Source organism: Desulfobotulus mexicanus, assembly GCF_006175995.1.
In the GTDB taxonomy this organism is placed as follows: domain Bacteria; phylum Desulfobacterota; class Desulfobacteria; order Desulfobacterales; family ASO4-4; genus Desulfobotulus; species Desulfobotulus mexicanus.
Genome location: NZ_VDMB01000001.1, coordinates 317033 through 331721 on the forward strand (window position 1 = coordinate 317033; position 14689 = coordinate 331721).

Annotated in this window: 7 protein-coding genes; 4 read left to right on the forward strand and 3 right to left on the reverse strand. The window is 50.5% G+C overall.

Going from position 1 to position 14689, the window contains the following annotated elements:
• Window positions 1–639: 639 nt before the first annotated feature.
• From FIM25_RS01370 to FIM25_RS01380, 3 genes are read left to right on the forward strand one after another with little or no spacing between them, the layout of a single operon-like run.
• On the forward strand, window positions 640–3066 hold the full coding sequence (locus tag FIM25_RS01370) for a TolC family protein (protein ID WP_139445385.1): 2427 nt from the start codon (window positions 640–642) through the stop codon (window positions 3064–3066).
• Complete coding sequence (locus FIM25_RS01375) at window positions 3063–4172, forward strand: efflux RND transporter periplasmic adaptor subunit (protein ID WP_139445387.1); 1110 nt, start codon at window positions 3063–3065, stop codon at window positions 4170–4172. The genes FIM25_RS01370 and FIM25_RS01375 overlap by 4 nt, the downstream gene beginning before the upstream one ends.
• Entirely contained in the window at window positions 4169–7237 is a 3069-nt protein-coding gene (locus tag FIM25_RS01380) for an efflux RND transporter permease subunit (protein WP_139445389.1), read from the forward strand. Before FIM25_RS01375 ends, FIM25_RS01380 begins: the two co-directional genes overlap by 4 nt.
• A gap of 606 nt (window positions 7238–7843) precedes the next feature.
• On the opposite strand, the gene FIM25_RS01385 is transcribed toward FIM25_RS01380, so the two are convergent.
• The gene (locus FIM25_RS01385) at window positions 7844–9193 is read right to left on the reverse strand and encodes an acetyl-CoA hydrolase/transferase family protein (RefSeq protein WP_139445390.1); all 1350 of its coding nucleotides are present in this window, start codon (window positions 9191–9193) and stop codon (window positions 7844–7846) included.
• A gap of 620 nt (window positions 9194–9813) precedes the next feature.
• Here FIM25_RS01385 and FIM25_RS01390 point away from each other — a divergent pair.
• Window positions 9814–12003 (forward strand): acetyl-CoA hydrolase/transferase C-terminal domain-containing protein, encoded by a 2190-nt coding sequence (locus FIM25_RS01390; RefSeq protein WP_139445391.1) that lies wholly within the window; start codon window positions 9814–9816, stop codon window positions 12001–12003.
• 441 nt (window positions 12004–12444) lie between these two features.
• Here the strand turns inward: FIM25_RS01390 and FIM25_RS01395 are convergent, their stop codons facing one another.
• Complete coding sequence (locus FIM25_RS01395; RefSeq protein ID WP_139445392.1) at window positions 12445–13704, reverse strand: diaminopimelate decarboxylase; 1260 nt, start codon at window positions 13702–13704, stop codon at window positions 12445–12447.
• Between the two features lie 488 nt (window positions 13705–14192).
• A complete protein-coding gene (locus tag FIM25_RS01405; RefSeq protein WP_139445395.1) occupies window positions 14193–14678 on the reverse strand; it encodes an Lrp/AsnC family transcriptional regulator in 486 nt (161 codons plus the stop codon).
• Between the last annotated feature and the right edge of the window lie 11 nt (window positions 14679–14689).

The following is a 14689-nucleotide window of genomic DNA, read 5'->3' on the forward strand; positions in this document are numbered from 1 at the left end:
GGATAGTGTTCCCTTAGTGTATTTGGCCGGAGGTTTTTCCGGCATCTTCATCTGCAAGTTTGTTCCGGTTCAGATGTCTAGCAGAATATGCCTTTTATGGCAAAAAGAAGAGAGGTGAGTGATCTTTACCTTTTCTTGACAGTTTCAATGAATCGGTGCATGGTAGAAGAAAAATTTATAAAAAAGATGTAAATATTCGGCAAATTTTATTTTGAAATTCAGGTATTGTAATTTCAACAGCTTTGAATCATTGCAAGACACCTTGGATGTTTGCAAGTGACATTGCAATCGTTTCGGATCAGAGCTTTGCAGACCTGTGCGAAAGAAGCGGCAAACTGTCTGAGCCGCCACAAAGGCAGCGTGCTTAAGCCTGCTATGGTAATTAAAAAGTTCATCCTGCCTGTGGCGGGGAGTTTTTGCCGATTCCGCACAGGGCAAAAAGCTTCCGAAAAAGATTGCGTCACGGGCAAACAGCCTGGGTGTCTGTGCACCTGTCTGACATTATGGTCCTTAGCCAGCGAAGAGGGTGTTGGACAGTTACAATAAGATAAGAGTTCTGAACATTCTGTCCTGAAATTCTAATGCTGTAATTTTATCGGATGTTTGTGAAACGATGTTTTTATTTGTGACGGAGGAAGAATGCGGCGGAATTTATTTTTACTGCTGGGGATACTCTGCTTTTTTTCCGGCAGTCCTGTTTTTGCGGATCTCCCTGTCGTGCATATCGCTGTCATAGAAGATGGCCCTGCCATGCGCTATGGGGGCATTGCGGAGCTGAAGGCCGAGATTCTGGATCTGACAAAAAATGAATTTGACGTCCGTTTCCCCGAGACCCTGCATTTTTCAGGAAGCTGGGATGTGAAAGAGATAGGAAGGCAGGTGGAAAGGGCCCTGACGAATCCAGTGACGGATATCGTCATTGCCGCAGGCGTTATTTCTTCACACCTTCTCTGCCACAGGGATAATCTTCAAAAACCTGCCATTGCCTCGCTGGTTATTGATGCAAATCTCCAGAACCTGCCCGAAAGTCAGGGAAGCTCCGGAGTCAGGAATCTGAATTACATCAAATCATTTCAGAATTTTGACAGGGATATGGAAGCCTTCGGCCGCATGGTGCCCTTTAAGAGGCTTGCCCTCATTGGTGATGAAACCATTGTGGCTGGCCTGCCTGATCTTGCGGAAAGGACAAAAAGCGCAGGGAAAAAATTTGGGGTGGAGATTGACTTCATTGCTGCGACATCCCGGGCTTCTCATGTTCTGGCTTCTCTGCCGGAATCTGTGGATGCGGTATTCATTACTCCTCTTATGAGATTTTCCCATGATGAATTTGCCCTCCTGATTCAGGGGCTTGAAGAAAAAAAACTGCCTTCCTTTTCCCTCTGGGGCAGGGATGAGGTTGAAAGGGGTATTCTGGCTGGAATGGCGCCTTCGGAGCGTATTAATCGTCTCTCCAGGCGTATTTCCCTTCATGTACAGCAGATTCTTCTGGGCAGGGATGCGGGAAGTCTTTCCGTTGCCTTTCATCCGGACATGGATTTTACGGTTAATATGGAAACAGCCAGACGCATCGGGGTGTATCCGGACTGGGATATTCTGCTGGATGCGGATCTGATCCATGAAGACCCGCATCCCATTGGCAGGCCCCTTGCCATTAACGGGGCCGTGCAGGCTGCCCTTTCCGCCAATCTGGAAATCAGGCTGGCGGAAAGGGAGGAGGCCATCCGTAAAGCCCTGGCCCGGAGCCAGCGTTCGCCCTTGCGGCCCCAGGGACTTTTTTCCCTGGAAGGTCGTGTTACGGACAGTAAAAATGCGGCTTCCAGTATGGGGCGTCAGCCCGAAGAGGAGATCTGGGCTGAAGTGATGCTGCGACAGATTCTATTTTCTGAAAAAAAAAGAAGTGTTGCGGATGTGGCGGACATAGAGCTTAAGACCCAGCAGGTGATGAGGCGGCAGGTGGAGCTGGATATTGCAGAATCTGCAGCTCTGGCTTTTCTGGATGTGCTCCGGGCAGGGCGTCTGGTGCAGATCCGTAAAGATGATCTGGATCTGAGCCGGGCGAACCTGGAACGGGCGGAAAACCGCAGAGAGGTTGGATATGCAGGGCCTTCGGAAGTTTATCGATGGCAGAGCCGTCTGGCTTCGGCCCGCAAGGCACTTCTGGAAGCCAGATCTTTGCTGCGGCAGGCGGAAACGGGCCTGAACCTTATTTTGAACCGGCCTTTGGATCAGCCTGTGTTTCTTTCGGATACCAGGCTTTCTGATCCCCTTTTCTTTGTGAGTGATCCCCGTATCCGCTGGTTTTCGGAGAATCCGGGTCGTATGGGAGTTTTCCATGATTTTGTGGTGGCAGAGGCCAGGGATCAGGCACCGGAGCTGGAGCGTGTGGAGCTGGCCATGGAAGCGGCCCGAAGGGGCATTCTTGCGGCCAGAAGATCATGGTATCTGCCGGATCTTCTGGCTGAAGGCGGGATGCGTCAGCGTCTGCTTTCCCAAGGTAAGGGCAGTGGTGCCGCAGAAATCGAACTTATGCCGGGGGTGCCGCCCATCAGGCTGCCGGAAAGCGAGGATTTCGGATGGCAGGTGGGGATAAAGGCTTCTTATCCCCTTATAACCGGCGGGGCCAGACCTGCTGCCCTGGATGAGGGGCTTGAAAGACTGGAATCTCTTCGTACCCGGAGATTACAGATAGCCGAAGGGCTGGAGGCAAGGATGAGAGTGTCCCTGCACAGGACAACGGCATCCTGGCCGGGAATTCGTCTTTCTGCGGATGCTGCTGCGGCTGCCTCAAAGAATCTGGAGCTGGTTACTGATGCTTATGAAAGGGGCCTTGTTTCCGCCATGGAACTTCTGGATGCCCAGCATGCAAGTCTTGTGGCAGAGCAGATGTCTGCCACCAGTGTCTATGATTTTCTAAAGGATCTGATGGCAGTGCAGCGGCTTCTGGGCAATGTGGATTTCTCTGCAACTCTGGAGGCAAGAGATGCCATGTTTGAGCGCCTGAAAAGGCATTTTGAGGATTCGGGGATGGATCTGCCTTTGGTTTCTGCGGGAGGGGGAGAGGAATGAATAAAAAATCACCTTTGATACTGGGATGCGTTTTTTTGATACTGCTGGTTTTTGCAGGCTGCAGGGAAGCTCCCCATGAAGTGCAGGAACCCGAACTGAGGCCCGTTCGTTATATTGAGGTGCAGGCCGATGAAGGGCTTCGGATAAGGACATTTACAGGTCTTGCCCGTGCGGGTATGGCATCCCGCATGAGTTTCCGTGTACCCGGAACCCTGCAGAAACTCCATGTGCGGGTAGGAGACGTGTTGGAAAAGGGACAGCTTATTGCCGAGCTGGATGCCACGGATTTTCAGCTGAAACTCCAGGAAGCCGAGGCTGCCCTCAGCCGGGCCCAGGCCCAGGCAAGGAATGCCGAAGCCATTTATGGCAGAGTGCAGGCCCTTTATGAGCGGCGTAATGCTTCCCGCAGTGAGTTGGATGCGGCAAGAACGGGTGCGGAGTCAGCGGAAGCAGCGGTACGTTCCATTGAGAACCAGCTGGCTCTGGCCAGACGCCAGCTTACCTATGCCAGGCTGGAAGCACCGGATCGTTGTGCCGTGGCGGCTGTGCCCGTGGAGAAAAACGAGAATGTGGGAGCCGGTCAGGCCGTGGCAGTCATTAACTGCGGTAAAGGCGTGGATGTCCGCATCGCAGTGCCTGCCATCCACATTTCCGGTGTGCGTGAGGGTATGCCCGTTAAAGTCCGGGTGGATGCCCTTGGCAATGGCGAATATATCGGCATTATAACTGAGGTGGGGGTTTCGTCCATGGGTCTTGAAACCACCTTTCCCGTGACGGTAAGACTGGAAGATCCTGATGTACGCATTCTTCCCGGCATGGCTGCGGAAGTGGATGTTTCCATGGATGTGAGCAGCAGCAGGGGGCTTGTGGTTCCCTTCAGAAGTGTTGGCGAGGATGAAAAAGGGCGCTTTGTCTATTCTCTGGAGCTTCTGGAGGACGGGGAGACAGCTATGGTTAAGAGGCAGCCTGTGGAAATAGCAGGGATGACACCCGATGGGCTTGAGATAGCTCAGGGGCTTCAGATCGGTGATCTTCTGGTGACAGCGGGTATTGCCCATATCCATGATGGGCTCAGGGTGAAGCTCTGGAAGGAGGAGAGGCCATGAACCTGACCCGCCTTGCCATAGAAAAAAACCGCATATCCCTTGTTTTTCTCTTTGTTATTATTGTCGGCGGACTCATTGCCTACAGGGATCTTCCCAGGGATTATGATCCGGGTTTTGTGTTGCGGGTTGCAAGGGTGGTGACCTATTTCCCCGGTGCTTCTCCGGAGAGGGTGGAGCAGCTGGTCACAGACAGGCTTGAAAAGGTGATTCAGGAGATTCCTGAGCTGGATTATGTGAAAAGTCAGTCAAAAACCGGGGTTTCCATCATTGATGTGTGGGTGAAGGAGCGGTACCGGAACATGCGGCCCATATGGGATAATTTGCGGCGCAAGGTGGAGCGTGCCGCTCTGGATCTTCCCGAAGGCGTATATGCTCCCATTGTAAATGATGAATTCTCCGATGTTTTTGGCACTCTCATAGGAATAACAGGTGAAGATTACAGCTACAGGGAACTCAAAGCTGTGGCGGATGAGGTGCGGGATGCCCTGCTCATGCTGGACGAAGTGGCCAAGGTGGACCTTTACGGTGTTCAGGATGAACGGATTTTTGTGGAGTACAGCAATGCAAGGCTGGGGGAGATGGGCATATCCCCCTATCAGCTCATGGGTATACTGAAGTCAAGGAACATCATTATTCCCGGAGGAGCCATTGATGTGGAGGGAGAGCGCATTGCCCTTGAACCTTCCGGAAATTTTGAGTCCCTGGATGAGCTGCGTCAGACCGTGGTGCAGGTACCCGGCCGGGCGGAGATGCTGTTTCTCGCGGATATGGTGGATATCCGCAGGGGCTACGCCGACCCTCCGTCCAGCATGATGCGGGCCAACGGCATTCCGTCCATAGGTCTTGCCGTATCCATGCGCGAGGGAGGTAATCTCATTGATCTGGGAGATGCCGTGAGCGGGCTTCTGGAAGGGGTGCGGCTTTATTATCCCTATGGCATTGAGTTTCACCTGGTGAATTTTTCGCCGGGTGAAGTGCGGGACAAGGTGAGCCTGTTTCAGAAAAATCTTTTTCAGGCGGTTTTGATGGTTTTAGGTATCACCTTTGTTGCCCTTGGCTTGCGCACGGGCCTTGTGGTGGCGGCTCTGATCCCCATGACCATGTTCATGGGGCTGATGCTTATGTCTTTTTTCGGCATCGGTATTGATCAGATGAGCCTTGCTTCTCTGGTGATTTCTCTGGGTATGCTGGTGGATAACGCCATTGTCATGAGTGAGTCCATCAGTGTCCGTATGGAGGAAGGGGAAGCACCTGTAGCTGCGGCCATTGCTTCTGCCAGAGAACTCACCGTTCCCCTTCTGACCTCTTCGCTGGCAACTGCGGCATCTTTTCTGCCTATATTCCTCGCTAAATCCACCACAGGGGAATATACAGCTCCCCTTTTCAAGGTGGTTACCCTGATTCTTCTGTCTTCCTGGCTGATTTCCATGACCCTGATTCCCCTGCTGGCGACGAAGGTTCTGAAGGTGAGAAAAAGCCGGGCCGGGAAAAAGACCTATAACAGCGGTTTTTACCGTATCTATAGAAAGATGCTGGGGCTTTCTTTGAGGCACAGGGGGTTGAGTCTGGGTCTTGTGTTTATGGTTTTTCTTTCGGTGATGTATACCTTCCGTTATCTTCCCGTGATTTTTTTCCCGCCATCGGACCGGCTTTTTTTCACGGCCGAGCTGGAGCTTCCCGCAGGCAGCACCATAGAAAGTACCGAGGCCATGGTAAAGGATGTGGAAGCCTTCATGAAAAAGCGCTTTCTTACGGGGCCGGAGCGCAGCGAAGGTATCCGGAGCTGGGTGACCCATATCGCTCAGGGTGGACCGAGGTATCTGCTTACCCATGTACCTGAACAGGGGGTGCCCCACTATGCTCTTATGATTATTAATATAACGGACCTTGATCTAATGCCGGGTATCAAGGCCGAGATGGAAGCCTATGTGGAAAAAAGATATCTCGATGCAAAAATTGAATTGAAAAGAATCCAGAATGGCCCGCCTGTGCAGGATCCTGTGCAGATAAGGATTTCCGGAAGGGATACGGAAAAGCTTTTTGCCATTGCCGAAGAGGTGAAGCAGCGTCTTGCCGGGGAAGCGGGGGTGCGGCAGATTTCCGATGACTGGGGGCGAAGAATAAAAAAACTTGTGGTCCGTGTCAACCAGCCCAGAGCCCGCATGGCCGGGGTTTCCAGTCAGGATATAGCCATAAGTCTTCAGACCGGCCTTTCCGGTTTTACCCTCACGGAATTCAGGGAGGATGATAAGCTGATTCCGGTTTCCCTGCGAAGTGTGGCCGCAGACAGAAAGGATATAGGCAAGCTGGAGAACATCCATGTTTATGCCCAGGCCACGGGGCGTTCCGTTCCCCTGAGTCAGGTGGCAGATATTGAGATCGTCTGGCAGCCTTCGGAGGTGTTGCGCAGGGACAGGCTGCGTACGGTGACAGTCAGTTCCGGTCTTATGCCGGGATATACGGCGGAAGAGATCATCCGCAGCATGCAGCCCTGGCTGGATCAGGAAATGCTTTCCTGGGGTATGGGATTCCGCTATGCCTTTGGAGGTGAAAGGGAAAAGTCCACCCAGGCCAATGCTGCCATCATGGAGCAGATTCCCGTGGGAGGTTTTATTATTCTGATGCTGCTAATGCTGCAGTTCAATTCTTTCCGTAAAACCCTCATCATCATGACCACAATCCCTCTGGGTCTTATCGGTGTTGTGGCAGGACTTCATATCACAGGTCTGTATTTTGGCTTTATGACTCTGCTGGGGATTATTTCTCTTTCGGGTATTGTGGTGAACAATGCCATTGTGCTTTTGGATCGTATCCGCATTGAAATGGAGGAAATGAAACGGACGCCCCAGGAGGCCATAGTGGAGGCGGGGTGCAGGCGTATGCGGCCCATTGTTCTGAGTACAGCCACCACAGCCCTTGGCATGGTTCCCCTGCTCTGGGGGGGAGGCCCTATCTGGGCACCCATGGCCGTGGGGATTATTTTTGGTCTGATTTTTTCAACGGTGCTGACCCTTGGGGTGGTGCCTGTCCTTTATGCCCTGCTTTTTCGTGTGCGTTTTAACTGAGCAGGGGCAGGCGTGAAGGCCTGCCCCTGCAATTTTGTGTTTTGTAACTTCTGAGCAGCTTAAATTTAGTTCTTTTAATTCAGAAGTTTAAAAAATGACCAGTAGCCCATCACGGATCGAAATGAGTTTGAATCCGGCATAAGTTACTTTATGACAAGATGCCGTAGCAGGACCTGCGTTGCTGTTCAGCACATTTTATTTAGATGTATCAATGATGTAGCTTCAGCAGCTTCGTGCTCGATGCAAGGCACCTTGGCTGTTTGCAAGTGACATTGCAATCGTTTCGGATCAGAGATTCGTCCGGCACTCAAGCCATAAATTCAAAGCCAATCATTTAGAACAATAAAACTTTATTGAGCTTGAGTGCCGGAGTGCTAATAAGAAGCGGCAAACTGTCTGAGCCGCCCCAAAGGCATCGTGCTTAAGCTTGCCATGGTAATCAAAAAGCTTATCCTGCCTGTGGCGGCGAGTTTTTGCCGCTTCCGCAGAGGGAAGAAGCTCCCGAATAAGATTGCGTCACGGGCAAATAGCCTTGGTGCCTGTGCATTTGTCTGGCAGGTATGATACCTGGAAAATAGTGCTGAACAGTAACTATTTTTTGCCGTATCAGGCATCCTTTTTATTGGAGCGCTTCCAGATTTTCTGGGCTTCGGCTTTTTTGATCAGCTCATCCCGGAAGTCGGGGTGGGCAATGTTCACCATCATTTCGGCGCGCTCCCATGTTGAGCGGGCCCGGACCTCGGCTACACCATACTCTGTAACAATGGTATCCACCTGCTGGCGGGGAATGGTGGTGATGGAGCAGGGATCAAAGTGGGGCACAATGCGGGAGATGCGCTGGCCTTCCTTGTTGGTGGCGGTGGAAGCCAGACAGATAAGGCTTTTGCCACCTTTGGACCACTGGGCACCCATGACAAAGTCCCACATACCGCCGTTGCCGGAAATCTGGTGAATGTCCGCACTTTCCGCATTTACCTGACTGTAGAGATCCACTTCCACTGCATTGTTGATGGAAATGAAGTTGTCGATCTGGGCAATGCGGCGGGGGTCATTGGTGTACTGGGCCGGGTAGGAAGCCACCGCAGGGTTGTTATGGATGAAATCATAAAGACGCTTAGGCCCAAGGGCAAAGGTATAGGGCACCCTGCACTTGTCAAAGGGCTTGTGAATTCCCGTCATGCGTCCGGATTCAATCATGTCCACATAGGCCTCGGACAGCATTTCCGTATGGCCCCCAAGGTTTTTCAGGTCCGATGCGGCTATCATTTTCCCCACGGCATCGGGCATTCCGCCAATTCCCAGCTGAATGCAGCAGCCATCATGGATGAAACCCATGACATTGGCGGCAATCTGCCGGTCCACCTCTGATGGCTCTGCTGCAGGAGCCTCAAAAACGGGCATGTCTTCCTTCACTTCCACTATATAATCCACCTGAGAGATATGGATGGATTCTTCCGCACCTCCCAGGGCTATGGGAAGGTTGGGGTTTATTTCCAGTATGACCTTTTCGCAGTGCTGGGCATTGGCAAGGCTTGCGGAGTTGGTTATGGAAAAATTGAAGTATCCGTGTTTATCCATGGGGCAGACCTGACCGATGAAAACATGGTGTTGGCTTGCAATCCCTTCCCTCAGCCATTTCCCAGCCTCATGGTACATAATGGGTACATAATAGCAGAGGTTGAAATCCCGCTGGATGATGCGGCTGATTTTGCTGAAGTGCATGTCGTGGTAATGGAAGCTCTGGGGATGCTTGACCACTTCCGGAACAGGAAGCACAGTTATGGCCGCATATACTTCCACATCCTGCAGCTCTCCATTGCGGGCAGCCAGGGCCGCATCGCAGGCAATGGGCTTGGTGGTCATGAAACTGTAGTCCACCCGGTCTCCGGAGCGTATGCATTTAACGGCTTCTTCCGCAGAAACAAGTTTCTGCTGATACTCTTTCTGGTGGTTCATTACTTTCCCTTTCATTTAAATTTTTTGATTTTTGCGTTAATTACTTCTGTTTTTTTTGATATAATGAGATATTTGTTCTCTCATTTCAATATCTTCTAGGTTTAGTTGAGGATTCTTTGTGTAAACACGGTTATCAGATGCAAACAATTGAAAATATAGTTTATTTTGCATAATAGCTTGCGCGTCATATAAATTCTTTTTTGTTTCTGTCAAGTATAAACTGAGTTCTTTGTGGTGGGCGCTGAATTGATATTATGCCCTGTTGAGGGCTGCTTGCGTCCTTTAATTTTGAAAACACTCTTTTTTTTGTTGTTTTTCTTTTAAAAAAGCCTTTTTTTATTTTGTATCCCAAGGAAGGTCTATGCTTCTTTCAAGGGTAAAAATTAATAAAGAAGCCTGAATGACAGGTGGTGTGATGCTGTAGTGGCTGTGTTGCCATGGAAAAGGGTAGTGTTAATGCATGATGGGAAATGTTGACTTTTGCTGCGTCTATGCATATAAGATACTTTCAATTTTTAAAGTGAATAATGTTTACGGTGTGAGAGTGGTCGGTCTTGCTTAGTGTGCAAAGGGAAAATATTTAACACCTTAACAACCTAAAAAGAGCTGCGGGGGGAAGTATGAAGAAACCTGTTATATTCAATGATCCTGAACAGATGGTGGATTTCATCATTGAGAATGTGGGAAAAAAACTGGTGTTCGGGACACAGCTGGGTCTTGGAAAACCCAATAATATCCTCAATGCGGTGTACAGGCGCGTCCAGAAAGACCAGAGCATCAGTCTGCATATCATTACGGGTCTTTCCCTGGAGCCCCCCGTACCGGGAAGCGAGCTGGAACGTCGTTTTCTCGGTCCCCTTGTGGAAAGGGTATGGGGTGGCTATGTGGAACTGGATTATGCAAGGGACATGCGCCTTAAGAAGCTGCCGCCCAATGTGACCATCAGCGAGTTTTTCTATAAGGCCGGGGCATTCATGAATAATGCCCATATGCAGCAGAACTACATCAACAGTAATTACACCCATGCGGCCCGTGACGTGAACCTCAACGGCATGAATGTGGCGGGAGCCCTTCTGGGCAAAAAAGAGATCAATGGGCAGCTCAAGTACTCTGTGGGATGTAATGCGGATACGGCCATTGATGCAGTAGATATCATGAAGGCTAAATGCGAGAAGGGTTTCAAAGGGATAGCCATTGGTGAGATTAATAATAATCTCCCCTTCATGTTCGGTGATGCCGTTACGGAGCCTGAAGTTTTTGATGCTATCCTGGAAAGCCCCCAGAGCGATTACAGGCTTTTTGGAGCGCCCAAGGAATCCATCAATACAATTGATTACTGCATCGGCCTGCATGCCAGTGCCCTGATTCCTGATGATGGCACCCTGCAGATAGGTATCGGCTCCCTGGGTGATGCCATTACCTATGGACTCACCGTGCGCCACAAGCATAATGATCAGTACAAGAAGCTGCTGAACGAAGCAGGGATCATGGACAAGTACAAGGACATGATTGATACTTGGGGTGGAACAGATCCCTTTAAAAAAGGTCTTTACGGATCCACCGAAATGCTGGTGGACACCTTTGTGGACCTTTATAAGGAAGGCATCATGAACCGCAGGGTCTATGATGATATCCGAATTCAGAGGGTGGTCAATGCCGGTCTCTTTACCGATGACAGAAATGTAACTCCTGAAGGCTTCCGTCAGATTATTGTGGATGGCGGTGTGCACCGGGTACTCACGGAAAAGGATGTGACTTTCCTTAAGCGATTCGGTGTTCTGAAGGAGAGTGTTGTCTATCAGGATGGTAAGCTGGTGGATGGTGGCACTACCGTGTCTGCTGATATGGGAGATGTGGAAAACCTTAAGGTTGTTGCCGGAACCATGCTGGGGGATAAGCTTAAGGAGGGTTACTGGGCCCATGCGGGTTTCTATCTCGGGCCCCTGAAGCTTTATGAGACACTCAATGCAATGAGTGACGAAGAGAGGGCGCTGATTAACATGACCAGCGTACTCAATGTAAACCAGCTTTATTCAAACAATAAGTACGGCAGCCTTGAGCTGAGGGTGTTGCAGCGTAAAAACGCCCGTTTCATCAATGCGGGTCTTATGGTGACCCTGTCCGGCATGGTTGTTTCGGACAGCCTGGACAACCTGAAGGTGGTTTCCGGTATCGGTGGTCAGTATAACTTTGTGGCCATGGCCCATGCCCTTGCGGATGCCAGGGGTGCCCTTATGATCCGGGCCACCCGCGGGGAAGGTCCGAAAACAGTTTCCAATGTTGTTTTCAATTACGGTCACTGCTCCGTACCCCGTCACCTGAGGGATATTATTATTACGGAATATGGTATTGCGGATCTCAGGGGGCAGTCCGATAAGAATGTTATCAAGCAGCTTTTGAATGTGGCTGATTCCCGTTTCCAGGAAGGTCTGCTGGAAAAAGCCAAGCAGGCGGGCAAGATTGAGGCGGATTACAAAATTCCCGATGCTTTCCGGAATAATTATCCTGAAAAGCTGGAGAAAGTAATTGCGCCATATAAAAAGGACGGCCTGTTCGGACCCTTCCCCTTTGGTACTGTCTTTACGGACGAGGAAATTGCCATCGGCAAGGCTTTGAGAACATTTAAGACCAAGGCGGAGATCAGCAAGTTTGCCGCAGCCAAGGGTGTTATCGGTCAGTTTATGGCATCTGTTCCTGAATCGGCAAAGCCCTATCTCAAGCGGATGGACCTTGAAAACCCTGCAAACTTTAAAGAAAAAGCCATGCAGAAGGTTGTTCTCTGTGCCCTGAAGGATACGGGCGCAATCTAAGGAATTCAGTTTTTTTACTCTATATATAAAGCCGGTTTTTCCAGAAGGGAAAACCGGCTTTATGGTTTGGTCGGAAGTAATTGTTCAGCACAATTTTCTAAGTATCATACTTGGCAGACAGATGGACAGGCACCCAAGCTATTTGCTCGTGACGCAATCTTCTTCGGGAGCTTCTTGCCCTGTGCTGAATCGCCAAAACTTGTCGGCACAGGCAGAATGAACATTTTTATTTCCATATCAAACTTAAGTACGCTGCCTTTTGTGCCGACTTCAGACAGTTGGCGATTCTTTACGCACAGGCCTTTAAAGCTCTGATCCGAAACGATTGCAACGTCACTTGCAAATAGCCATGGAGCCTTGCAATAGTACGAAGCTGCTGAAATTACAATGCTGGTATTGCTGAATAAAATATGCTGAGCAGTTAGGACAGGATTTTAAAAATCACGGATTCAGCCTGCTTTCCTGAAAGGTGAGGGTGGTAAAAAGATCCTCTATGGTTTCTCCCCTGCGTATGCGGGAGATGCCTCCGTCTTCATGGAAGAGCAGTTCCTGGGGCCTAAGCTGGCCGTTGTAGTTGAAACCCATGGCATGGCCGTGGGCACCGGTGTCATGGATGACGAGAAGGTCTCCTTCCTCCACCGGGGGCAGGGGCCTCTGGACTGCAAACTTGTCGTTGTTTTCACAGAGGGCACCTACCACGTCCACGGGCTGATCTGTCGGGCTGCTGTCTTTTCCCAGAACATCGATATGGTGGTAGGCATCATACATCCCCGGTCGCATGAGCGAAGACATGCAGGCATCTACGCCAACATAGCTGCGGTAGGTCTCCTTGTGATTGATGGCCCGGGTCACCAGCACGCCATGGGGACCGGTCATAAAACGGCCGGACTCCATGAAAAGGGCGGGCATGTATCCCCGTTTTTCTTCAAAATCTTTGAAAAGGGCTGTGACTTCTTTTCCCATGGCTTCCAGGTCCAGCGGTGAATCCTCCGGTCTGTAGGGAATGCCAAGCCCGCCTCCGATATTGAGGAAATCAAATCGTATGCCCAGGGCATCTTCCGTATCTGCCGCAAGGGTGAGGAGCATGCGTGCTGTTTCCACCATATAGGTATAATTTCTCTCATTGGATACCACCATGGTGTGCATGCCAAAGCGGGTGGCTCCCCTTTCCATGGCAGCCCTGTAGGCGGGAATCACCTGTTCGTGGGTGATGCCGTATTTGGCTTCCACGGGATTACCGATGATGGCATTTCCTGTGCGTCTGGGACCGGGGTTGTAACGGAAGCAGATGGTTTCAGGCATCACGGGAACCTTGGGAATGAGACTGATGTCATCAAGGTTGAGAATGCAGCCCCCGTTTTCAAGGGCCATGTCAAAATCTTCCTGTGATGTGTTGTTGGATGTGAACAGGATGTCCTGCTGGCCTGCACCGATCTTCCTTGCCAGGGTCAGTTCGGCTCTGGAGCTGCAGTCAAAGCCAAATCCCATGGATTGCATGAGTTTGAGGATGGAGGGATTGGGCAGGGCCTTGACGGCATAATATTCCCTGAAACCCGGAATCCCGCTGAAATGTTTTTTCAGCTTTGCACCGGTTTCCAGAATGCCCTTTTCGTCATAAATGTGAAAAGGGGTGCCAAAGTGGGCTGCAATTTCAGGCAGCCGGGGAAAAAGACGGTCTTTGAACTCTCCGGACATGGGCATGGGAAGGGGCTCCTTTCAGATCGCTGTGACAGAGGGGCTCTTTTATTTCAAAAGTGCTTTATATGTTTTTTAGTAATTATTCAGAACGGTTTATTCCAAACTGCCAATGCTGTAATTGCAGCAGCTTCGTACTATTGCAAGGCTCCATGGCTATTTGCAAGTGACATTGCAATCGTTTCGGATCAGAGCTTTGTCCGGCACTCAAGCCAGAAACCCAGAGCCTGCGATGAAAACAATGGGCTTTTGCAAGCTTGAGTGCCGGAGTGCTAATAAAAGCGGCAAGCTGTCTGAGCCGCCACAAAGGCAGCGTGCTTAAGCCTGCTATGGCAATCAAAAAGCTTATTCTGCCTGTGGCGGGGAGTTTTTGCCGCTTCCGCACAGGGCAAGAAGCTCCCGAATAAGATTGCGTCATGGGCAAATAGCCTGGGGCCTGTGCATCTGTCTTGCAGCTATGGTACTTAGAAAACTACGCTGAACAGTTACCTTTTTTATACTGTGCTGCTGCGGGTTTCAGGGCTGATGGCATCCAGCGGAATTGTGGCGCTTTCCTTGTGGGTGGCCAGGGCAATCCGCGTATTGACCCTTGCAATGCCCGGAAGGCCTGCAATCTGTTTTTGAATCGTATGGTGAAGTTCTGCAACACAGGAGCTGCGCATTTTCACAAGAAAGACATCATCTCCGGAGACAAAATGTACCTCCTGGGTGTCGGGAAGGGCTGTCAGTGCCGCAGCCACATCCTCATATGCTTCCGGTCGGACAAGGGAGATCTGTAAAAAGGCCACCAGATTCCGGTGCAGTTTTTCAGGGTTCAGACGGACTTCATAGCCGTCTATGATACCCTGTTTTTCCAGTTTCCGGATACGTTCCAGTACTGCTGAGGGAGCAAGGCCCACCTGCCGGGCCACTTCCACATTGGGAATCCTGGCCTTTTCCTGAAGTATTTTCAGAATCTGCAGACTGATATCATCGATCATGCTGTTTTTCT

Excerpts from the sequence above, each read along its gene's own strand:
- FIM25_RS01405 (WP_139445395.1), bottom strand. The coding sequence starts at position 14,678 with ATGATCGATGATATCAGTCTGCAGATTCTGAAAATACTTCAGGAAAAG.
- FIM25_RS01375 (WP_139445387.1), top strand. The coding sequence starts at position 3,063 with ATGAATAAAAAATCACCTTTGATACTGGGATGCGTTTTTTTGATACTG.
- FIM25_RS01370 (WP_139445385.1), top strand. The coding sequence starts at position 640 with ATGCGGCGGAATTTATTTTTACTGCTGGGGATACTCTGCTTTTTTTCC.
- FIM25_RS01390 (WP_139445391.1), top strand. The coding sequence starts at position 9,814 with ATGAAGAAACCTGTTATATTCAATGATCCTGAACAGATGGTGGATTTC.
- FIM25_RS01385 (WP_139445390.1), bottom strand. The coding sequence starts at position 9,193 with ATGAACCACCAGAAAGAGTATCAGCAGAAACTTGTTTCTGCGGAAGAA.
- FIM25_RS01380 (WP_139445389.1), top strand. The coding sequence starts at position 4,169 with ATGAACCTGACCCGCCTTGCCATAGAAAAAAACCGCATATCCCTTGTT.
- FIM25_RS01395 (WP_139445392.1), bottom strand. The coding sequence starts at position 13,704 with ATGCCCATGTCCGGAGAGTTCAAAGACCGTCTTTTTCCCCGGCTGCCT.